Genomic DNA, 16,972 nt, shown 5'->3' on the forward strand with positions numbered 1-16,972 from the left:
TTCGTAGTTGAATTCGGGACTAACCACTAATTCAAGTGGTTAGTTATTATGGTTTTTTATGTGTAAAACTTAATAAGCACTATCATGAACGTTTTTAACTGCGCGTCCAGAAGGATCGTTAATGCCCTGTAAGCTTTCATCCCAAAGTAGTGCTTCAGGTGTTGAACAAGCAACCGTTTTCCCGCCAGGAACTGTTTCAGCCGCAGTTTCAAGTGGGAAGAACTCTTCAAAGAAACTACGGTAGTAATAGGCTTCTTTAGATTCTGGCGTGTTATATGGGAATCTAAATTTAGCATTTGCCAGCTGTAAGTCGTCTACTTGTTCTGCTGCAATATCTTTCAATCCATCAATCCAAGAGTAACCCACGCCATCACTGAACTGCTCTTTTTGACGCCATACCACTTCATGTGGCAATGCATGTTCAAAGGCTTCACGTAAGATGTTTTTCTCAATGCGTCCATCTTTAGACATTTTCGCTTCAGGGTTGATACGCATCGCTACATCCATAAACTCTTTGTCTAAGAAGGGTACACGAGCTTCAAGTCCCCACGCTGCCATCGCTTTGTTTGCGCGTAAGCAGTCAAATAAATGCAGTTTATCAAGCTTACGAACCAATTCTTCATGAAAAGCTTGTGCGTTTGGTGCTTTATGGAAGTACAAGTAACCGCCAAATAGCTCATCTGCACCTTCGCCTGATAACACCATTTTAATCCCCATGGCTTTAATCTTACGTGCCATTAGATACATTGGAGTTGCAGCGCGGATGGTTGTAACGTCATAGGTTTCTAAGTGGTAAATCACTTCCTTAATCGCATCAAGACCTTCTTGGAAAGTGAAGTGGATTTCGTGATGAATAGTGCCAATATCATCAGCCACTTTTTTAGCTGCAATTAAATCAGGAGCACCTTCTAAGCCTACTGCAAACGAGTGCAGTTGTGGCCACCAAGCATCAGTTTCACTGTCGTTTTCAATTCGACGTTTCGCAAACGTTTGAGTAATGGCCGATATAACGGATGAATCTAAGCCGCCTGATAATAATACGCCGTAAGGTACATCTGACATTAGTTGACGTTTTACCGCAGCTTCTAAGGCATCACGTAAGTCTTCTTTACTTGCTGGGTTGTCTTTTACAGCATCATAATCACGCCAATCGCGTTGATAATACTCGGTTAAATCAGCATCTTTTGAATAGTGATAATGACCAGGCTTAAATTCCTCTACGGTTTTACATACAGGCATTAATGCTTTCATTTCAGAGGCAATATAATAGTTGCCTAAACTGTCACGGCCAGAGTAAAGCGGGATAATTCCCATGTGATCGCGACCAACTAAAAATGCATCTTTTGTTTTGTCGTAAAGTACAAAAGCAAAAATACCGTTCAGCTTATCTAAGAAGTCTACGCCGTATTCTTGGTATAAGGCTAAAATAACTTCACAGTCAGAGTTCGTTTTATAACGATACTTTTCACCTAACTGTTCTTTAAGTTGCTTATGGTTATAAATTTCACCATTCACTGCGAGGACGATGCTGTCATCTTCGCTGATTAGTGGTTGTGCGCCGTGATCAACGTCGACAATGGCAAGACGTTCATGGGCAAGAATCGCTTTATCATCGGCATAAACGCCTGACCAATCTGGACCACGGTGACGTAATAGCTTTGACATTTCTAAAGCCACTTGACGCAATTCTTTAGCGTCTGATTGAATATCTAAAATCGAAAAAATTGAACACATAATGTGGCTCCAAAAATGTAATACAACACTTAATAATCTTTATCTGGAATTCACTTTGACAGCATTTTATGCAGGGTTCAACCTTAATTTTTGAATTATTCTTAGTAAAATGTTGTTTCTGGTGTGGTTAATCTTTGTTTTTGCCTTGTCGTTTTGAGGATCGGTTAAACTTGTAACGATTTTATTGATGAATATTGATTTTACTCTCTAAAATTGCCATGTCGATTTGAGAATATTGAATCAGGGAGAGATAAATTCTAAAGATTAAAATATGTATTTATTTGGCGTAAATTTAAACAAAAAACCCTTGGAATAGAAACTTCCAAGGGATTGAGTAATGAAAATCGTTATAACGTTCTCGGATTAGTCTTTTGCTGGTCGAAGGCTGTTAAACTCTGAGCCTTTATAATAACCAGGCCAGTCATTACTGTTTGCCAAGGTTTCAGCTGCTTGATAATAAACAGCGAGATCTTGCAGAGCTCCAGATAAGTCCCAACCTTCTCGGTAGTGATCGCAGACGCTGTGATAACAACCTTTCATTTCGATTTGCATCGCTTGTTTATACTTTGCTGTGGCTTCATCTAATGGAACACTTCCACCACCTGCAAACACTGCTGGCACACCCAGTTTGGCAAAACTGAAATGGTCAGAGCGGAAAAAACCACCTGATGCAGGGTTACGTTCACGGGTAGCGGTTCGGTTTTGAGTGCTTGCTACAGAAATAAGGTACTCTTCTAATTCCGACTGTCCTTTACCCACAATAGTGTAATCTTGGGTTTTACCGTACACATTGGTGCTGTCTAAATTAAACACGGCAACGGTTTTATCAATAGGGTAAATAGGGTTGGCGGCGTAATAACGAGATCCAAGTAAGCCTTGCTCTTCACCTGTTGTTGCAATAAATGTCAGCGAGCGTTTTAAGCCATTTCCTTGCTCAGCTTGTTTAGCGAATTGGCGCGCAATTTCTAGAATACCGGCTGTACCAGAGGCGTTATCAAGTGCGCCATTATAGATATTATCGCCATCTTTGGTTAAATCGATGCCGAGGTGATCCCAGTGAGCCGTGAACAAAATATGCTCTGCTTTTGCGTCTGTTCCAGGAAGCGTTGCGACTACGTTATAACTGTCGGCGTATTCGGCTTTACTGGTAAAGGCAATATCAGCAGTTTGGTTTAAGTCGAGGCTAATTGCACTGTCTGAAGCTCGGGCCATTAAGTTAGGCAGCTCAAAACCTGCTTTTTTGAAAATAGCAGTGGCACTTTCTAAGGTCATCCAGCCTTCAACTGCGATACGCTTATCTTGTATTTCTTTACTGAATACCAGATCTTGTTGTGCGCCAGTCCAGCTATTTTCGACAACTGACCAAGGGTAAGAAGCTGGAGCTGTATCATGAATAATGATGGCACCTAACGCACCTTGTCGACTCGCTTCTTCAAATTTATAACTCCAACGGCCGTAATAAGTCATGGCTTTACCATTAAACTTATCAGACTCTGGGTGAGCAAAACCGGGATCGTTAACCATGATCACCGCAATCTTGCCTTTCATGTCTAAACCGTCATAGTCATTCCATTGATATTCTGGTGCGTTAACGCCGTAACCGACGAAAACCAATGGTGCATTGTTAATATCAACGCCACCTTTATCATGGCGAGTACCTAAAACAATATCTTCTCGATTGGTTAAATTAATTCCAGCTAAGCTAATCTGCTGAGATTCACTGGCAGTGTAGCTCACCATAGGGACAGGCTGTAAATAGCTGTCTTGGTAAGTCGTTTTTAAGCCCATTTCTTTAAAGGCTGCAGATAGGTAATCAAGGGTTAACTTTTCACCTTTAGTTGTGGGAGCACGTCCTTCAAACTCATCTGACGATAATGTTTTAATATCTTTTCTAAAACGAGCTTCATCAAAGGTTACCTGACTGGATGAAGTTGAATCAGCAGTTACAGAAGAGGGATTAGAGGTTTGCTCTTTAGCACTTTGAGGGCTGCATGCGCTTAATAAAGCTAAGGCGCAGAATGGGAGCAATTTTTTCATAGGTCGTCCTATTGTTATTTTTAGGTATTGTTATCTATAGGTATATTAAAACCAGCTATAGGTATATTAAAACCAGCTATAGGTATATTAAAACCAGAACTACCTCAGTGAGTTTGCGACAGGTAATTGGATATAGCCATGCAGGCATAATGAATCAAGCTTATAACACGAACAAGGTTATAAGCTTGAAAATATGTTACCTAATGTTAACCGAAAGGAGAGGTAGCAGATTCCTCTGAATAATGACTATTTAACAGAGTATTTAAGTATATTGAGCTGAGCTAATTGCTTATGTATGAGCCTAGTTAACTTTAGCCTTGAGCTGCTAGACCACATCAATATCGCCAGCGCATTTGAATACATGATTGGGTCTGAAAGGCTCTTTATCGATATCGGCCATTTGGCTGACGCCACTGGTTACTAATATCGTTTCTAAACCAGCTTGAAAGCCTGCCAGAATATCAGTGCGCATATTGTCGCCGATAATAACCGTGTTTTCTGAGTGACCTTTGATATGATTTAACGCTGAACGTATTATCCAAGAGCTAGGTTTCCCCACGTAAAAAGGCTTCTTACCTGTAATACGCTCTATTGGTGAGCAAAGTGCGCCGCAAGCTGGACTGTAAGCAGGACCATGGGTATCTGGGTTCGTCGCGATGAAGCGGGCGCCATCAGCAATAAAACGTGAAGCTTTATGGATCATGTCCCAGTTAAATGAGCGAGTCTCACCGACAATGACAAAGTCAGGATTAATATCAGTAATCGTAAAGCCAGCGTTATAGAGTTCATGGGTTAGGGCACCTTCACCAATCACATAGGCCTTACTGCCTTGTTGGTGCTTAAGGAAATCGGCAGTGGCCATTGCTGAGGTGTAAAAGCAGGTTTCAGGAACATTAATTCCTGCAGCCCCAAGGCGGTTTTGCAGATCTTTTCCTGTTTGTACTGGGTAGTTGGTGAGTATAACGAGCGGATTACCTTGCTCTAGTACTCTATGGATAAAAGTATCACTTCCAGGGATGAGTTTGTTGTCGTGCAGTAAAACGCCGTCAATATCGCAGATAATATTTTTCATTGAACGCTCTTAATTGGATGAATACTATAAACATCTAAAGGTATTTCTACCTAAAAAACAATCAAAAGCGCACTAATCATCCAAATTCTGATAAATGCGCAAAAGTGAACAAGGCTTTATAGAAAATCGAGTCACAAAAAAGAGGCTAAATAGCCTCTTTCAGTTGGACGAATTAAACTCGTAGATTAATCTGTGTAATTAATGACGTAGCTACTAATGATGTAATTAACGAGGTAACTAACGACGTAATTAACCCTTAACATTCGACAATATTTACCGCTAAACCACCTTTAGCTGTTTCTTTGTATTTACTGCGCATATCTTTGCCAGTATCCATCATAGTTTTAATCACTTTATCTAAACTGACTTTATGATTACCGTCGCCGCGAAGCGCCATGCGTGATGCATTAATGGCTTTCACTGCGCCCATAGCGTTACGCTCAATACAAGGCACTTGAACTAAACCACCGACGGGATCGCAGGTTAATCCAAGATTATGCTCCATACCGATTTCGGCTGCATTTTCAACATGCTCAACAGTGCCGCCCATGATTTCGGTTAATGCTGCTGCAGCCATTGAACAGGCTACGCCAACTTCGCCCTGACAACCCACTTCTGCACCAGAGATAGAGGCATTCTTCTTGTACAGAATACCGATAGCAGCGGCGGTGAGTAAGTAACGACAACACACGTCCATATCCACTTCTTGTACAAAGGTATGGTAGTAACATAGAACCGCTGGAATGATACCTGCTGCGCCGTTTGTCGGAGCTGTAACTACGCGATCACCTGCAGCATTTTGCTCATTTACAGACAAGGCGAATAAATCTACCCAGTCCATTGCCGTTAATGGATCCATATTATTACGTCCTTCTGCCTGCAAGCGACGATATAACGCTGGAGCACGGCGACGCAGTTTAAGTCCGCCAGGAAGCATGCCTTCTTTTTGATAACCGCGTTCGATACAGTTTTTCATGGTTTGCCATATGTTCCACAAACCTTGTTTGACGTCATCTTCAGATGCGATGCTAAGTTCGTTAGCCATCATTAATGACGAAATACTTAAACCGTTATCGCAACATACATCGAGTAATTCACTTGCTGTATTAAAGTCATAAGGGGCTGACTTTATCGGAGTGGCAGGGGATGCATTGGTTTGGGTGATTTCATCTTCATCAAGAATAAAACCACCACCAACGGAGTAATATGTGCGCTCAAAAATACATTCGCCTTGGCTAAAAGCGTATAAGGTCATTGCATTTGCGTGAGCGGGTAAACTTTTACGGCGATGATAAGTAATGCCATTATCACGGGTAAACTTAACTGAACGTCCATCTGCAATGGTTAAGGTTTGATTGCTTGAGACTTGCTCAAGGATAGCGTCAATAGCATCAGTGTCCACGGTATCAGGATCTTCACCCATCAAGCCTAAAATAACCGCTTTTCCGGTGCCATGGCCTTTGCCTGTTTGGCCTAAAGAACCGAATAATTCTGAACGTAATTCATCTGTTTGAGGTAAATGGCCTCGGTCAGATAAATGCTGCATAAACAGCTTGCCTGCTTTCATTGGTCCGACAGTATGGGAGCTCGATGGTCCAATACCGATTTTGAACATATCAAATACGCTAATCATTGTTATCAACCTTAGTGTTCAGTCGTTTTTATTATAGTCGTTTATTCATTTACCGCGGTGTTGATAAAGCTTCCACTTAGATTAACAATTCTTGGTTAACTGTATCTCTAGCTTGTGTTTCTCTGCATAATAGTGAGTAATTAAAAGCAGATTTTAAAGCAGTATTGACCTAACGGTTTTTCAAACGTTTTTTGTTATTTTACTGAGTATCCCATACTTTTTATGAGAGTGTTCATTAGATTTTTTTATGCGATTAGCTTCAGATTAGTTGAAGTAATTGCAGTCGAGATCACAATGGCGACTTTTTTGTAATATGGACAATCAAGCTGCTAGCGTTATGGAATAAATAGGAGTTAGCGTGAGTTATTTAATGATGGATTTAGCTGGACTCAGTGTCAGCGATGAAGAAACGGCTTTATTACAGCATCCTCAAGTGGGGGGAATCATTTTATTTACCCGCAATTTTTCTAATAAAGCTCAGTTGATTGATTTAGTTAAGTCGGTTCGTGCTATTCGCGCAGATCTTTTAATCGCAGTGGATCACGAAGGTGGCCGAGTGCAGCGCTTTAGAGATGAGTTTACCCTTATCCCTGCAATGGGAGATATTCTACCCGCTGCAAATGGAGATATGAGCTTAGCGCAGCGCTGGAGCAAAGAGCTTGGTTTCTTGATGGCGATAGAGTTAGTGGCTTGTGATATTGATTTAAGTTTTGCCCCTGTGCTTGATGTCAATGGCATTAGTGATGTTATTGGCAAGCGTAGTTTTAGTCCAAATCCACAGGAAGTTAGCTTGCTAGCTGCAAGCTTTATTGAAGGAATGAATCAAGCGGGTATGGCTGCAGTGGGTAAACATTTCCCAGGTCATGGCAGTGTCAAAGCGGATACCCATGTGGCTATGGCTGAGGACAACCGCAGTAAAGATGATATTTTCAATCATGACATTTTGCCTTTTAAACAGTTAATGGCCAACAAGCAGCTCAATGGTGTCATGCCTGCTCATGTTGTTTACAAGCAAGTTGATGCTAATCCAGCAGGTTTTTCATCGTACTGGCTGCAAGATGTTTTACGTCAAGCTCTCGCATTTGACGGTGTTATTTTCTCAGATGACTTGGGCATGAAAGGGGCTTCATTTGCAGGAGATTATTTAGGTCGTGCCCAAGCTGCGCTATCTGCAGGCTGCGATATGATTTTGGTATGTAATGATCCTGAAGGCGTGAAAACACTGCTGAGTGACTTTACTTGGCCGTCTACTGCGCCGAAAAATAATGCAAAGTTACTTAAGGCTGATATGGCGCAGGTCATGATAGGGCTTGGTTCAACTGAACGTTGGGAAAAAGCGCAAATGCTGGCTAAGCAAATATTAGGCTAGGGCCTTTAGTAACTTGTCACTTTTATTAAAACTAATTTGAGTAAAAGCCATTTGAGTTTGAGTCTGGGCTCTTTTGAATAAGGCTGTTTAGCGTAAATCCATAAGAATTGGTTAATTGCTGAGCGGTTAAACTCGAAGTGTTAGCATAAATGATATGGGTATGTTACAAAATGATACAGATGAGTTTAACATGCGACTTAAATTCATTTATATCAATGTCATATTATTTGCAAATTTTTGCTTAATACAGCTAGCCGTATGGTTAGCTGTTTTTTTATGTAAAAAACCGAATGATAAGTATTGAATACTACACATTCGGTTTTAATTTTTGCTAAAGCTATTTACTAATATTTAATCAAGGCTGCTTTTAATTAAGCTGGCTTTGAGTCGAACTGGTACCAGCAGCCATCGATTCAGTAACTGGTTCTGTATTCAATTCAATCTGTGAATCATCTTCAAGTGCTAAATCAGCAGGTTTTGTCGTCGTTGGCTGTTCCATCTTTCTGATTTGCATAATGATCCCCAAGTTTGGGTGATCAAAGTAATGAACTTCGCCAGATCTGACCCGGCGGTTTTGTACCATAGGGATGGATTGTAAAAACGGGCTCATGACTTTTTCATTATTTGTATCAGAGCTGTACTGGTAATAATCATTGGTGTTGGTTTGTTTTTGAATCGGCTTACGTAATGCAAGTTTGGTTTCAATAAACAAATAATGACTGAGATAAATATTGATATTCCCGTCTAGTTCCCACACAGGCTTAGTTTGCGGTTCATCAACAAAACTGCCAAAAGAGTAGAAGTCAAAAGTTGAAAATTCATCTTCTACTTTTTCAGTTACTGGGTGGCCTGCATAATCAAACTGTTCAGAAAAATCTTTACCAGCAAAGATACGAATCGGTTTTGCACGATTGCGTGACTGCATGTCTTGTTGCCAAGTTAAATGCAGTAAACTGCGGACATCTTTTTCACGGCGTACAGTACTAATAATGTCAGCAAATTCGCTTTGAGATTCAGCCAATAGCAGTGGGCCTTCTTCAAGGTAAGCCACTTGCGGCTCCTCTGCTGCAATTGAAAATGGCACTTGGCTTGGGAAAGTTGTTTTATTGGCACTGACTAATGGATCTTGGCAATCTACTTCGCTGCTAGTCCAGTCAGAAGATGTGCAACCCGTTAACCCTAAAGCGACCCCAGTAATATCATTGCTGATCATTGGGGTGATTAAATCGATATTTTTACGGTTAGCTGGCAGTGCAGTGTTTTCTTGCCATTGCTCTAGACTGTTTGACTGTCTTTCGAATACAAACACTTCAACCTCAAACCATGATTTGGCTTGAGCATTAATTGATACTGTCATCGCTGTTATAGCGGCAATGGAAATAGCAAAGTTACGCAGCACTATTTAGTTTCTCCAATACGGTGTTTAGCTAATTGCTCCAGTAAAGTCTTAATTAAGTCTAGACGTTGTTTACTGGTTTCTGCAGGCATAGTGAACTTTAACTTATTTGAGCCTTCCATTCGATAAATTTGTGGCTGACTCTGTAATAAACCAATGATAAACATAGGATCGATTTTATGGTCATCACTAAATTCGATACTACCGCCTTTGGCGTGCATTTCAATTTTGCTGGCGCCTAAGGCTGTTGCTTGGTGTTTATATAAAGTCAGTTCCATCAAGTTACGTGTTGGATCAGGCAATAAACCAAAGCGGTCAATGAACTCGACTTTCAATTCATCAAGCATTTTTTCCGTTTCACAATTGGCAATACGTTTGTATAAAGACAAGCGCATATTGACGTCGGATACATAATCATCAGGCAAAAGAGCAGGTATGCGTAAATCCACTTCACATTGTGAATTGAGCATATATGTAAGTGATGGTTCCTTACCTTCTTTTAATGCTTTAACTGCTGATTCAAGCATTTCCATGTAAAGGCTAAAGCCAATTTTTGAAATATGACCACTTTGCTCATCACCAAGGAGTTCACCCGCGCCGCGGATTTCTAAATCCTGAGTAGCAAGCATAAAGCCTGCGCCTAAATCTTCTAAAGCATCAATAGCGGCAAGACGTTTACGGGCATCTGCACTCATTAGTTTCGGGTGCGGCGTCATTAAATATGCATAAGCTTGGTGATGTGAGCGTCCCACACGACCACGTAATTGATGTAACTGAGCTAAACCAAACTTATCAGCACGGTCAATAATGATGGTGTTAGCACTTGGTACATCAATACCTGTTTCAATAATCGTGGTACACACTAAAACGTTAAAACGCTGGTGGTAAAACTCTGACATCACTTTTTCAAGTTCACGCTCTCGCATTTGACCATGAGCGGTTACAACACGGGCTTCTGGCAATAAATCACGAATGTCTTGGGCACACTTTTCAATGGTCTCAACATTGTTATGTAGGAAGTAAACCTGACCACCACGGAGGATTTCACGTAAAATCGCTTCTCTTACTGTCGCGATATCATATTCGCGAACAAAAGTTTTTACTGCTAAGCGTTTAGCGGGTGGGGTCGCGATAATCGATAAATCACGCATGCCCGACATCGCCATGTTCAAAGTACGTGGAATTGGGGTGGCGGTTAGGGTAAGGATATCCACATTCGCACGCAGGGCTTTGATTTTTTCTTTTTGACGCACACCAAAGCGGTGTTCTTCATCAATAACCAGCAAACCTAAGTTATCGAAGTTGGCTTCGGCTTGAAGCAATTTATGAGTACCGATAACGATATCCACTTTGCCTTCTGATAATTGTTGTAGCACGCCATTTTGCTCTTTAACTGAGCGAAAACGTGACATGACCTCTATAACCACAGGCCAATCGGCAAAACGGTCTTTAAAGTTTTCATAATGCTGCTGGGCAAGCAGGGTAGTTGGCACTAACACAACCACTTGTTTACCGGCATTTACCGCAACAAAAGCAGCGCGCATAGCCACTTCGGTTTTACCAAAGCCCACATCGCCACAGACTAGTCTATCCATTGCCATGGGGGTTTGCATATCGGTGAGTACGGCTTCAATCGCCGTTTCTTGGTCAACGGTTTCTTCAAATGGGAAACCTTGCGCAAACTGAGCATATTCATCTGCTTCAATTTTCATCGCATCGCCAGGACGGGCTTGTCTGCGCGCGTAAACATCGAGTAATTCAGCGGCAACATCACGAATTTTTTCAATGGCTTTTTTCTTGGCTTTTGCCCAAGTTTCATTGCCAAGCTTATTTAAGCTTGGCGTTTCATCAGCGCCAACACTGTAACGGCTGATTAAATGTAATGATGAAACAGGTACATATAATTTATCGCCGCCAGTGTATTCAAGCTGTAAATATTCTGCGACTAAGCCACCGGTATCAAGGGTCACTAGGCCGTTATAAAGTGCAACGCCATGTTCAAGGTGAACAATTGGCTCACCAACTTTAAGTTCAGCAAGGTTTTTAACCAGTACATCTGAGCTCACTTGCTTTTGCTTTTCACGGCGGCGCTGCTGAGATATACGCTGGCCAAATAATTCGGTTTCGCAAATTATGCTGACTTCACCTTTAGGCGTGTCATGTAGCACACAACCACGGGAAAGCGGAGATACCACAAGGCCAATACTGTCTTTGGCGTTTAAGTACTCATCAAGGTGATTAAACAGCTTGGGTTTCAGGCCAATTTTGGCTAACAGTTCGATTAACGCTTCTCGGCGGCCTTCAGATTCGGCGCAAAACACCAATTGTTTGTGGGTTTCGCTGTACTCCTGCAAATTAATCAGTGGCTGCTTTAATTTATGGTTTGCATTAATGTCTGGCAGCGCTGAAACATTGGCTAGCTGCGCTTTAGCAACATCTTCGCTATTTAAAGCAAACTGAGAGCGCTGGTAGTTTTTAAACTGAGCAAACAGTTCATCAATCAGTAAATACAACTCTTGCGGAGCAAGAAGTGGTCTTAACGGATCGACACGTCTGTCTTCATAACGCGCATTAATTTCATTTAAGTGATGTTGGCTTGCTTGTTCAATATCACCCAAGGTCATTAGCTGAGTATCAGCAGGCAAATAGTCAAACAAGTTAGCTGAATCATCAAAAAATAGCGGCAGGTAGTTTTCTATCCCTGCTGGCATTAAGTTGCGACTGACCAGCTGATAAACAGATTCAGCCTCTTTGGAAATTACTTCAAAGCGGCGGCGATAACGTTGCCTAAAACCTTCAATACCGGCAGCGTCCGTTGGGAACTCTTTTGCAGGTAGCATACGCACTGCATCAACTTCTTGTTTAGAACGCTGGGTATCAACATCAAAATAGCGAATAGACTCAACTTCATCATCGAATAATTCGATACGTAACGGCTGATCTGAACCTGTCAGGAATATATCCATAATTGAGCCACGAATGGCAAACTCGCCGTGCTCATAAACTTGGTCAACAAGGTAATAACCTGTATCTGTTAGATGCTGACGAACCTGCTGCAGGCTGTATGTGTCGCCTTTTTTGAGCAACATGACATTGGCGGTTAAAAACGACTTTGGCGGCAATTTCACCATTAAGGTATTCACCGGCACAATAATGACATTGTGCTGGCTTTGGCTCATTTGCGCTAACGTTTCTAATCGCTGAGAAATCAAATCTTGATGAGGTGAAAAGCTGTCATATGGCAGCGTTTCTCTATCGGGAAATAAACACACATTTACATCAGACTGCGATAATAGATAGGCCAATTCAACTTCCAGTTGTAATGCACTTGGCGTATCACTGGTGACAATTAAACTGGTACCAGAATGCTGGGTGATGAGACTGGCAAGCGTTATGGCTTGCGACACGCCACCTAAAGTCGATAAGGTCTGAAATTGTTGGCCTTTTTTGACACTAGGCGGTGTTAAAACGCTAAAATTCTTCATTGAATTATTAAGTTGGCTTCTATAAATGTGTAGTTTATCCAGCTAATGTTTTCGATATCGGTCATATAAAAAACAGCGTAACTGGTCATAAAAGGTTTTAACTAAGGCAAGCTTCCTCGCTGCCTTAAATGATGGCAGCTATTATAAGCGAGCATAAGCTAAGTTGCAGGAATTATTCGTTAGTCAGCAGCTTGTTGACGACTTTGTTTACGCATTTTAAGCATTTTTTGTTGCACATTTAAGCTGGCTTTAACGAGTTGCTCAACATCGGCATCTAAAATTTGGCTAAATTCGAGGCTAATATTGAATAGAACAGTGTCATCATTATGAATTGCTGATGGGTCGACTTTTTGGCATTGAGTGACTTGGCATAAACATAATATGGCCACTAATTCACTGCTGATATAAATGGATGATTTAAAATAATCGCCAACGTTAAGGGGAGTGTCTGAGCTTAGGTTAATGCCGCTTCCGCCAAAATGAGTACCGCTGAATCTCTCACCCGTTTGGACTTCTTTCTCCAAAACGTGGTGCAGCACTAAATCGACTTTACGTGATTGAAGCTTAAGGAAGTCAACCACAGCTTTAGCGTCATTATCTAAACTACGCAGCTGTAATAGGCAGCTTGATTCAAGTTCTTTGACTTCAGACAGCAGCTTTAAGCCAACAGATTGCATTGAACGTAAGTCTTCTTCTGTCGGGATACCTTTTGAATCAGGCCAGGTTTCTAAATAGACATTAAATTGATGAGGCACAGTAAAATATGCATTGGATTCAGTGATCAAGGTTTGCCTCTTTATTTATCAAACTAATACCCCTATTATCATGCTCATCTTTATCATTTAGCAAGTTTTAGCCCGCTTGCTTAATTAAATGGCTGTTTTTTATTCTAATAAACGACTTTTTAATTCAAATTACACCAGGGATGCATTTTTCTTTATGAACTTTCGGTTTTCATTATTTATTGGTTACCGCTATTGGCGCACAAGAAAGGCCAATGCTTTTGCATCTTTCATTACTTTTTTCGCTGTTTCTGGCATTTTTCTAGGCGTTGCTGCATTGATCATCGTCAGCTCAGTGATGAATGGCTTAGAAGGCCAGCTTAAAGACCGTATTTTAGGCGCTGTTCCACAATTGACCTTAGTGAATGAAGCAGGTTTTAGTGACTGGCAACAACAGACCCAGTCATTAACTGCTCAATCTCAAGTACATGGGCTAGCGCCTACTGTAACAACTCAAGCCATGGTGCAATCCAGTCAAAATATCAGTGCTGTGCAAGTTTATGGCGTATTCCCTGAATATGAACAAAACTTGTCGGCCATTATCGCTAATACCTATTCCAGTGCGTTTGAGCAGCTGACACCGGGTAGTTACAATATTGTACTTGGCAGTGAATTAGCGAGAAAGTTATCCATCAATATTGGCGACAGAGTCAGACTACTTAGTGGTGACGGTGTGGTGTATTCGCCCCTCGGTCCTGTGCCAAGTCAGCGTAAATTTACTGTTGCTGGCGTATTTGAAATGGGCTCGCAAGTCGATTCAGCGTTAGCTTATATCCATTATCAAGATGCCAGACGGTTAATGCGCTTAAAGCCAAGTGAGATTAACGAGCTTAGAGTGTATCTAGCCGATCCTTTTTCTGCACCGCAAATGGGTGAAACCATAAAAGCTCAGCTTAATCAGCAGGACATTGATATCACCACAAGAGATTGGCGCGATGATTTCGGTCATTTATTTGCTGCGGTGAAAATGGAAAAAAACATGATGTCGCTGATGTTATCGCTAATTGTTGCGGTAGCTGCATTTAATATTGTGTCGGCCTTGGTCATGATGGTAATTGATAAAACCACCGATGTGGCAGTGCTAAAAACCCAAGGGTTAACCACTCAGGCTGTGATGAACATTTTCATCGTTCAAGGCTCCCTTAACGCCATTATTGGTTTAGCGTTGGGAGCATTGGCTGGAGTCACCATCACCCTAAACTTGAACCTTATTTTGGGTGTCTTGGGCATTTCTGTCCTTGGTGCGGGTCAAATGTTACCAGTTGCAATATCCGTCACCCAGATTGCTATTATCGTTGTGGGCACACTGGCAATGACCTTAATTGCCACTATTTACCCTGCATTAACCGCTGCTCGAGTTCAGCCTGCAACCGCATTGAGATATGAATAATGAATAATGAACGTCCTGTGATATTGCAAGTTAGCAATGTAAGTAAACAGTTTCACGATGGCGAAACCACCACTAAAGTTCTGGCAAATGTTGACTTGAATGTATTCAAAGGTGAGCAGTTGGCCATTGTGGGGAGTTCAGGTTCTGGCAAGAGTACCTTGCTACATATAATGGGAACGTTAGATATTCCAACTTCTGGTCAAGTGTTACTGGATGGGGAAAACCTGTACCAATTAACTGCTACTCGTCAGGCTGAAATTCGTAATCAAGATTTAGGGTTTATTTATCAATTTCATCACTTGTTACCTGAGTTTTCAGCACTTGAAAATGTGGCGATGCCAGCATTTATTCAAGGCCGAGATAAAAAGCAAACCCTGAAAGAGGCGACTGAATTACTCGAAAGAGTCGGGCTAGGTCATCGCCTGCAACATATTCCCGCGCAACTTTCTGGTGGTGAACGTCAACGTGTCGCGATTGCTAGAGCGCTAATTAATAAACCTAAACTTGTCCTTGCTGATGAGCCGACGGGTAACTTAGATGCCAACAGCGGCGACAGTGTTTATCAACTGATCCGAGAGTTGGCTCAACAGTTAGGGACAGCATTTGTTGTGGTAACCCATGATTACAAGTTAGCCGCAAAAATGGATAGGCAACTGACAATGAAAGATGGAGTGCTACAAACTTTATCAAATGAGTCTTCGTCTGAATCGATTGCAGTGGAAAATAGCTAATGAAATCATTATTGCCACTGACAATAGGCTGGCGTTTTTATCGAGCAAGGCAATCTAATGGATTCATTGGGTTTATTTCATTTGCCTCTACCGCGGGTATTGCCCTTGGGGTTGCTGTCCTTATTTTAGTGTTATCCGCCATGAACGGTTTTGAGCGCGAGCTTGAACAGCGTTTGCTAGGGGTCGTTTCCCATGGTGAATTGCTCAGTGTGAATGAGCCATTACATGATTGGCAGTCTATTGCAGAAACAGCTAAAAACATGCCCGAAATCGTCGCCACAGCGCCCTTTATTCGAATGCAAGGACTCGTGCAAAAGCCGGGTGGTTTTCAAGGTATTGAGCTTAACGGTATCGAGCCTGACTTTGAGCGACAGGTTTCAACCTTGGCTGAATTTATGCCTGCCAAGGCTTGGAATGCGTTAGCAGAACCTGTAAATAACATCGTATTAGGACGAAGCTTACTTGATAAGCTAGGGTTGAAAGAAGGCGATACATTATCTATGTATACGCCGGACATGAGCCAATCTAATAAATTGTCAGCAGCTAAAAGTCACCGTTTTATTGTCGCAGGCGTTTACGATTTAGGCGGCGAGATTGAATCGACTCAGGCTTATGTTTCGATGTCATACCTTGCTGACGTATTAAAAATTCCCCAAGGTTCAGCAACGGGCCTTAGAATTACCGTTAACAATGTATTCAGTGCGCCAAGAATTACTCGCGATCTAGGTTATGCGCAAAGTCAGTATTTGCATTTAAATAATTGGACTCGCTCTCAAGGACATTTATATCAAGATATTCAGCTTGTTAGAATGGTAATGTACCTTGTGCTAGCTCTTGTTATCGCTGTGGCGTGTTTTAATATCGTGTCTACCTTAGTGATGGCAGTAAGAGACAAAAGCGCTGAAATAGCGATTTTAATGACCATGGGCTTAAAACGTGGCGCTGTTATGGCGATTTTTATCATGCAGGGTGGTTTGAACGGATTGTTAGGTTGTACCATCGGCGCTGGTATTGGTGTGCTGCTGGCAACCAACTTAAGCGCAACAGCCAGTTTTGTTGAACAAACCTTCGGGATCCAGCTATTAGCTTCAGATATTTATTTTATCGATTTTTTACCGTCTGAATTACAACAACAAGATGTAATTCTAGTGGTCTCAATGGGACTCATCATGAGCTTACTTGCGACAATTTACCCAGCTTATAAAGCCACTAAAATTGCTCCAGCATCAGCACTGGCAGGTCGTTAAGGGCTTATTTCTACGCCGCTAGTTTTCCAGAGCAAGCAAGGTTTGTTTGATTCTGTAAGTTGAGTTTGTTGTCTTTATCAATAAGATAGCAAGTGC

General features: G+C 41.7%; 11 protein-coding genes. 4 read left to right on the forward strand and 7 right to left on the reverse strand.

Annotation, left to right across the window (positions count from 1 at the left end; all coding sequences use genetic code 11):
- Positions 1–69 precede the first annotated feature (69 nt).
- The 4 genes from asnB to FNZ24_RS09930 form a co-directional block, all read right to left on the reverse strand.
- The gene (gene asnB / locus FNZ24_RS09915) at positions 70–1,734 is read right to left on the reverse strand and encodes an asparagine synthase B (RefSeq protein ID WP_153914326.1); all 1,665 of its coding nucleotides are present in this window, start codon (positions 1,732–1,734) and stop codon (positions 70–72) included.
- Positions 1,735–2,097: 363 nt separating this feature from the next.
- Complete coding sequence (locus tag FNZ24_RS09920; RefSeq protein ID WP_153914327.1) at positions 2,098–3,771, reverse strand: M28 family metallopeptidase; 1,674 nt, start codon at positions 3,769–3,771, stop codon at positions 2,098–2,100.
- A gap of 325 nt (positions 3,772–4,096) precedes the next feature.
- The gene (locus FNZ24_RS09925) at positions 4,097–4,843 is read right to left on the reverse strand and encodes an HAD-IIA family hydrolase (RefSeq protein WP_153914328.1); all 747 of its coding nucleotides are present in this window, start codon (positions 4,841–4,843) and stop codon (positions 4,097–4,099) included.
- Positions 4,844–5,099: 256 nt separating this feature from the next.
- Positions 5,100–6,476 (reverse strand): L-serine ammonia-lyase, encoded by a 1,377-nt coding sequence (locus FNZ24_RS09930; protein WP_153914329.1) that lies wholly within the window; start codon positions 6,474–6,476, stop codon positions 5,100–5,102.
- A 358-nt stretch (positions 6,477–6,834) separates the two neighbouring features.
- Here FNZ24_RS09930 and nagZ point away from each other — a divergent pair, with 358 nt between their 5' ends.
- Positions 6,835–7,845, forward strand: a complete 1,011-nt coding sequence (gene nagZ / locus FNZ24_RS09935; protein ID WP_153914330.1) for a beta-N-acetylhexosaminidase — start codon at positions 6,835–6,837, stop codon at positions 7,843–7,845.
- 367 nt (positions 7,846–8,212) lie between these two features.
- Here the strand turns inward: nagZ and FNZ24_RS09940 are convergent, their stop codons facing one another.
- From FNZ24_RS09940 to FNZ24_RS09950, 3 genes are all read right to left on the reverse strand, one after another.
- Entirely contained in the window at positions 8,213–9,244 is a 1,032-nt protein-coding gene (locus FNZ24_RS09940; RefSeq protein ID WP_153914331.1) for a peptidoglycan binding protein CsiV, read from the reverse strand.
- Positions 9,244–12,726 (reverse strand): transcription-repair coupling factor, encoded by a 3,483-nt coding sequence (gene mfd / locus FNZ24_RS09945; protein ID WP_153914332.1) that lies wholly within the window; start codon positions 12,724–12,726, stop codon positions 9,244–9,246. The genes FNZ24_RS09940 and mfd overlap by 1 nt, the downstream gene beginning before the upstream one ends.
- A gap of 179 nt (positions 12,727–12,905) precedes the next feature.
- Positions 12,906–13,511, reverse strand: a complete 606-nt coding sequence (locus tag FNZ24_RS09950) for a hypothetical protein (protein WP_153914333.1) — start codon at positions 13,509–13,511, stop codon at positions 12,906–12,908.
- Between the two features lie 154 nt (positions 13,512–13,665).
- Between FNZ24_RS09950 and FNZ24_RS09955 the strand changes: the two genes are divergently transcribed.
- Genes FNZ24_RS09955 through lolE form a run of 3 tightly spaced genes read left to right on the forward strand, consistent with a single transcriptional unit; the run spans position 13,666 to position 16,876 of the window.
- Positions 13,666–14,898 carry a lipoprotein-releasing ABC transporter permease subunit gene (locus FNZ24_RS09955; protein WP_153914334.1) on the forward strand — a complete coding sequence of 411 codons (1,233 nt, stop codon included), beginning with the start codon at positions 13,666–13,668 and terminating at the stop codon, positions 14,896–14,898.
- Positions 14,898–15,629 carry a lipoprotein-releasing ABC transporter ATP-binding protein LolD gene (gene lolD, locus FNZ24_RS09960; protein ID WP_153914335.1) on the forward strand — a complete coding sequence of 244 codons (732 nt, stop codon included), beginning with the start codon at positions 14,898–14,900 and terminating at the stop codon, positions 15,627–15,629. The genes FNZ24_RS09955 and lolD overlap by 1 nt, the downstream gene beginning before the upstream one ends.
- Positions 15,629–16,876, forward strand: coding sequence for a lipoprotein-releasing ABC transporter permease subunit LolE (gene lolE / locus FNZ24_RS09965; RefSeq protein WP_153914336.1), 1,248 nt, complete (start codon positions 15,629–15,631; stop codon positions 16,874–16,876). Before lolD ends, lolE begins: the two co-directional genes overlap by 1 nt.
- Positions 16,877–16,972 lie beyond the last annotated feature (96 nt).

The organism is Shewanella sp. TC10 (assembly GCF_009663145.1).
Lineage (GTDB): Bacteria > Pseudomonadota > Gammaproteobacteria > Enterobacterales > Shewanellaceae > Shewanella.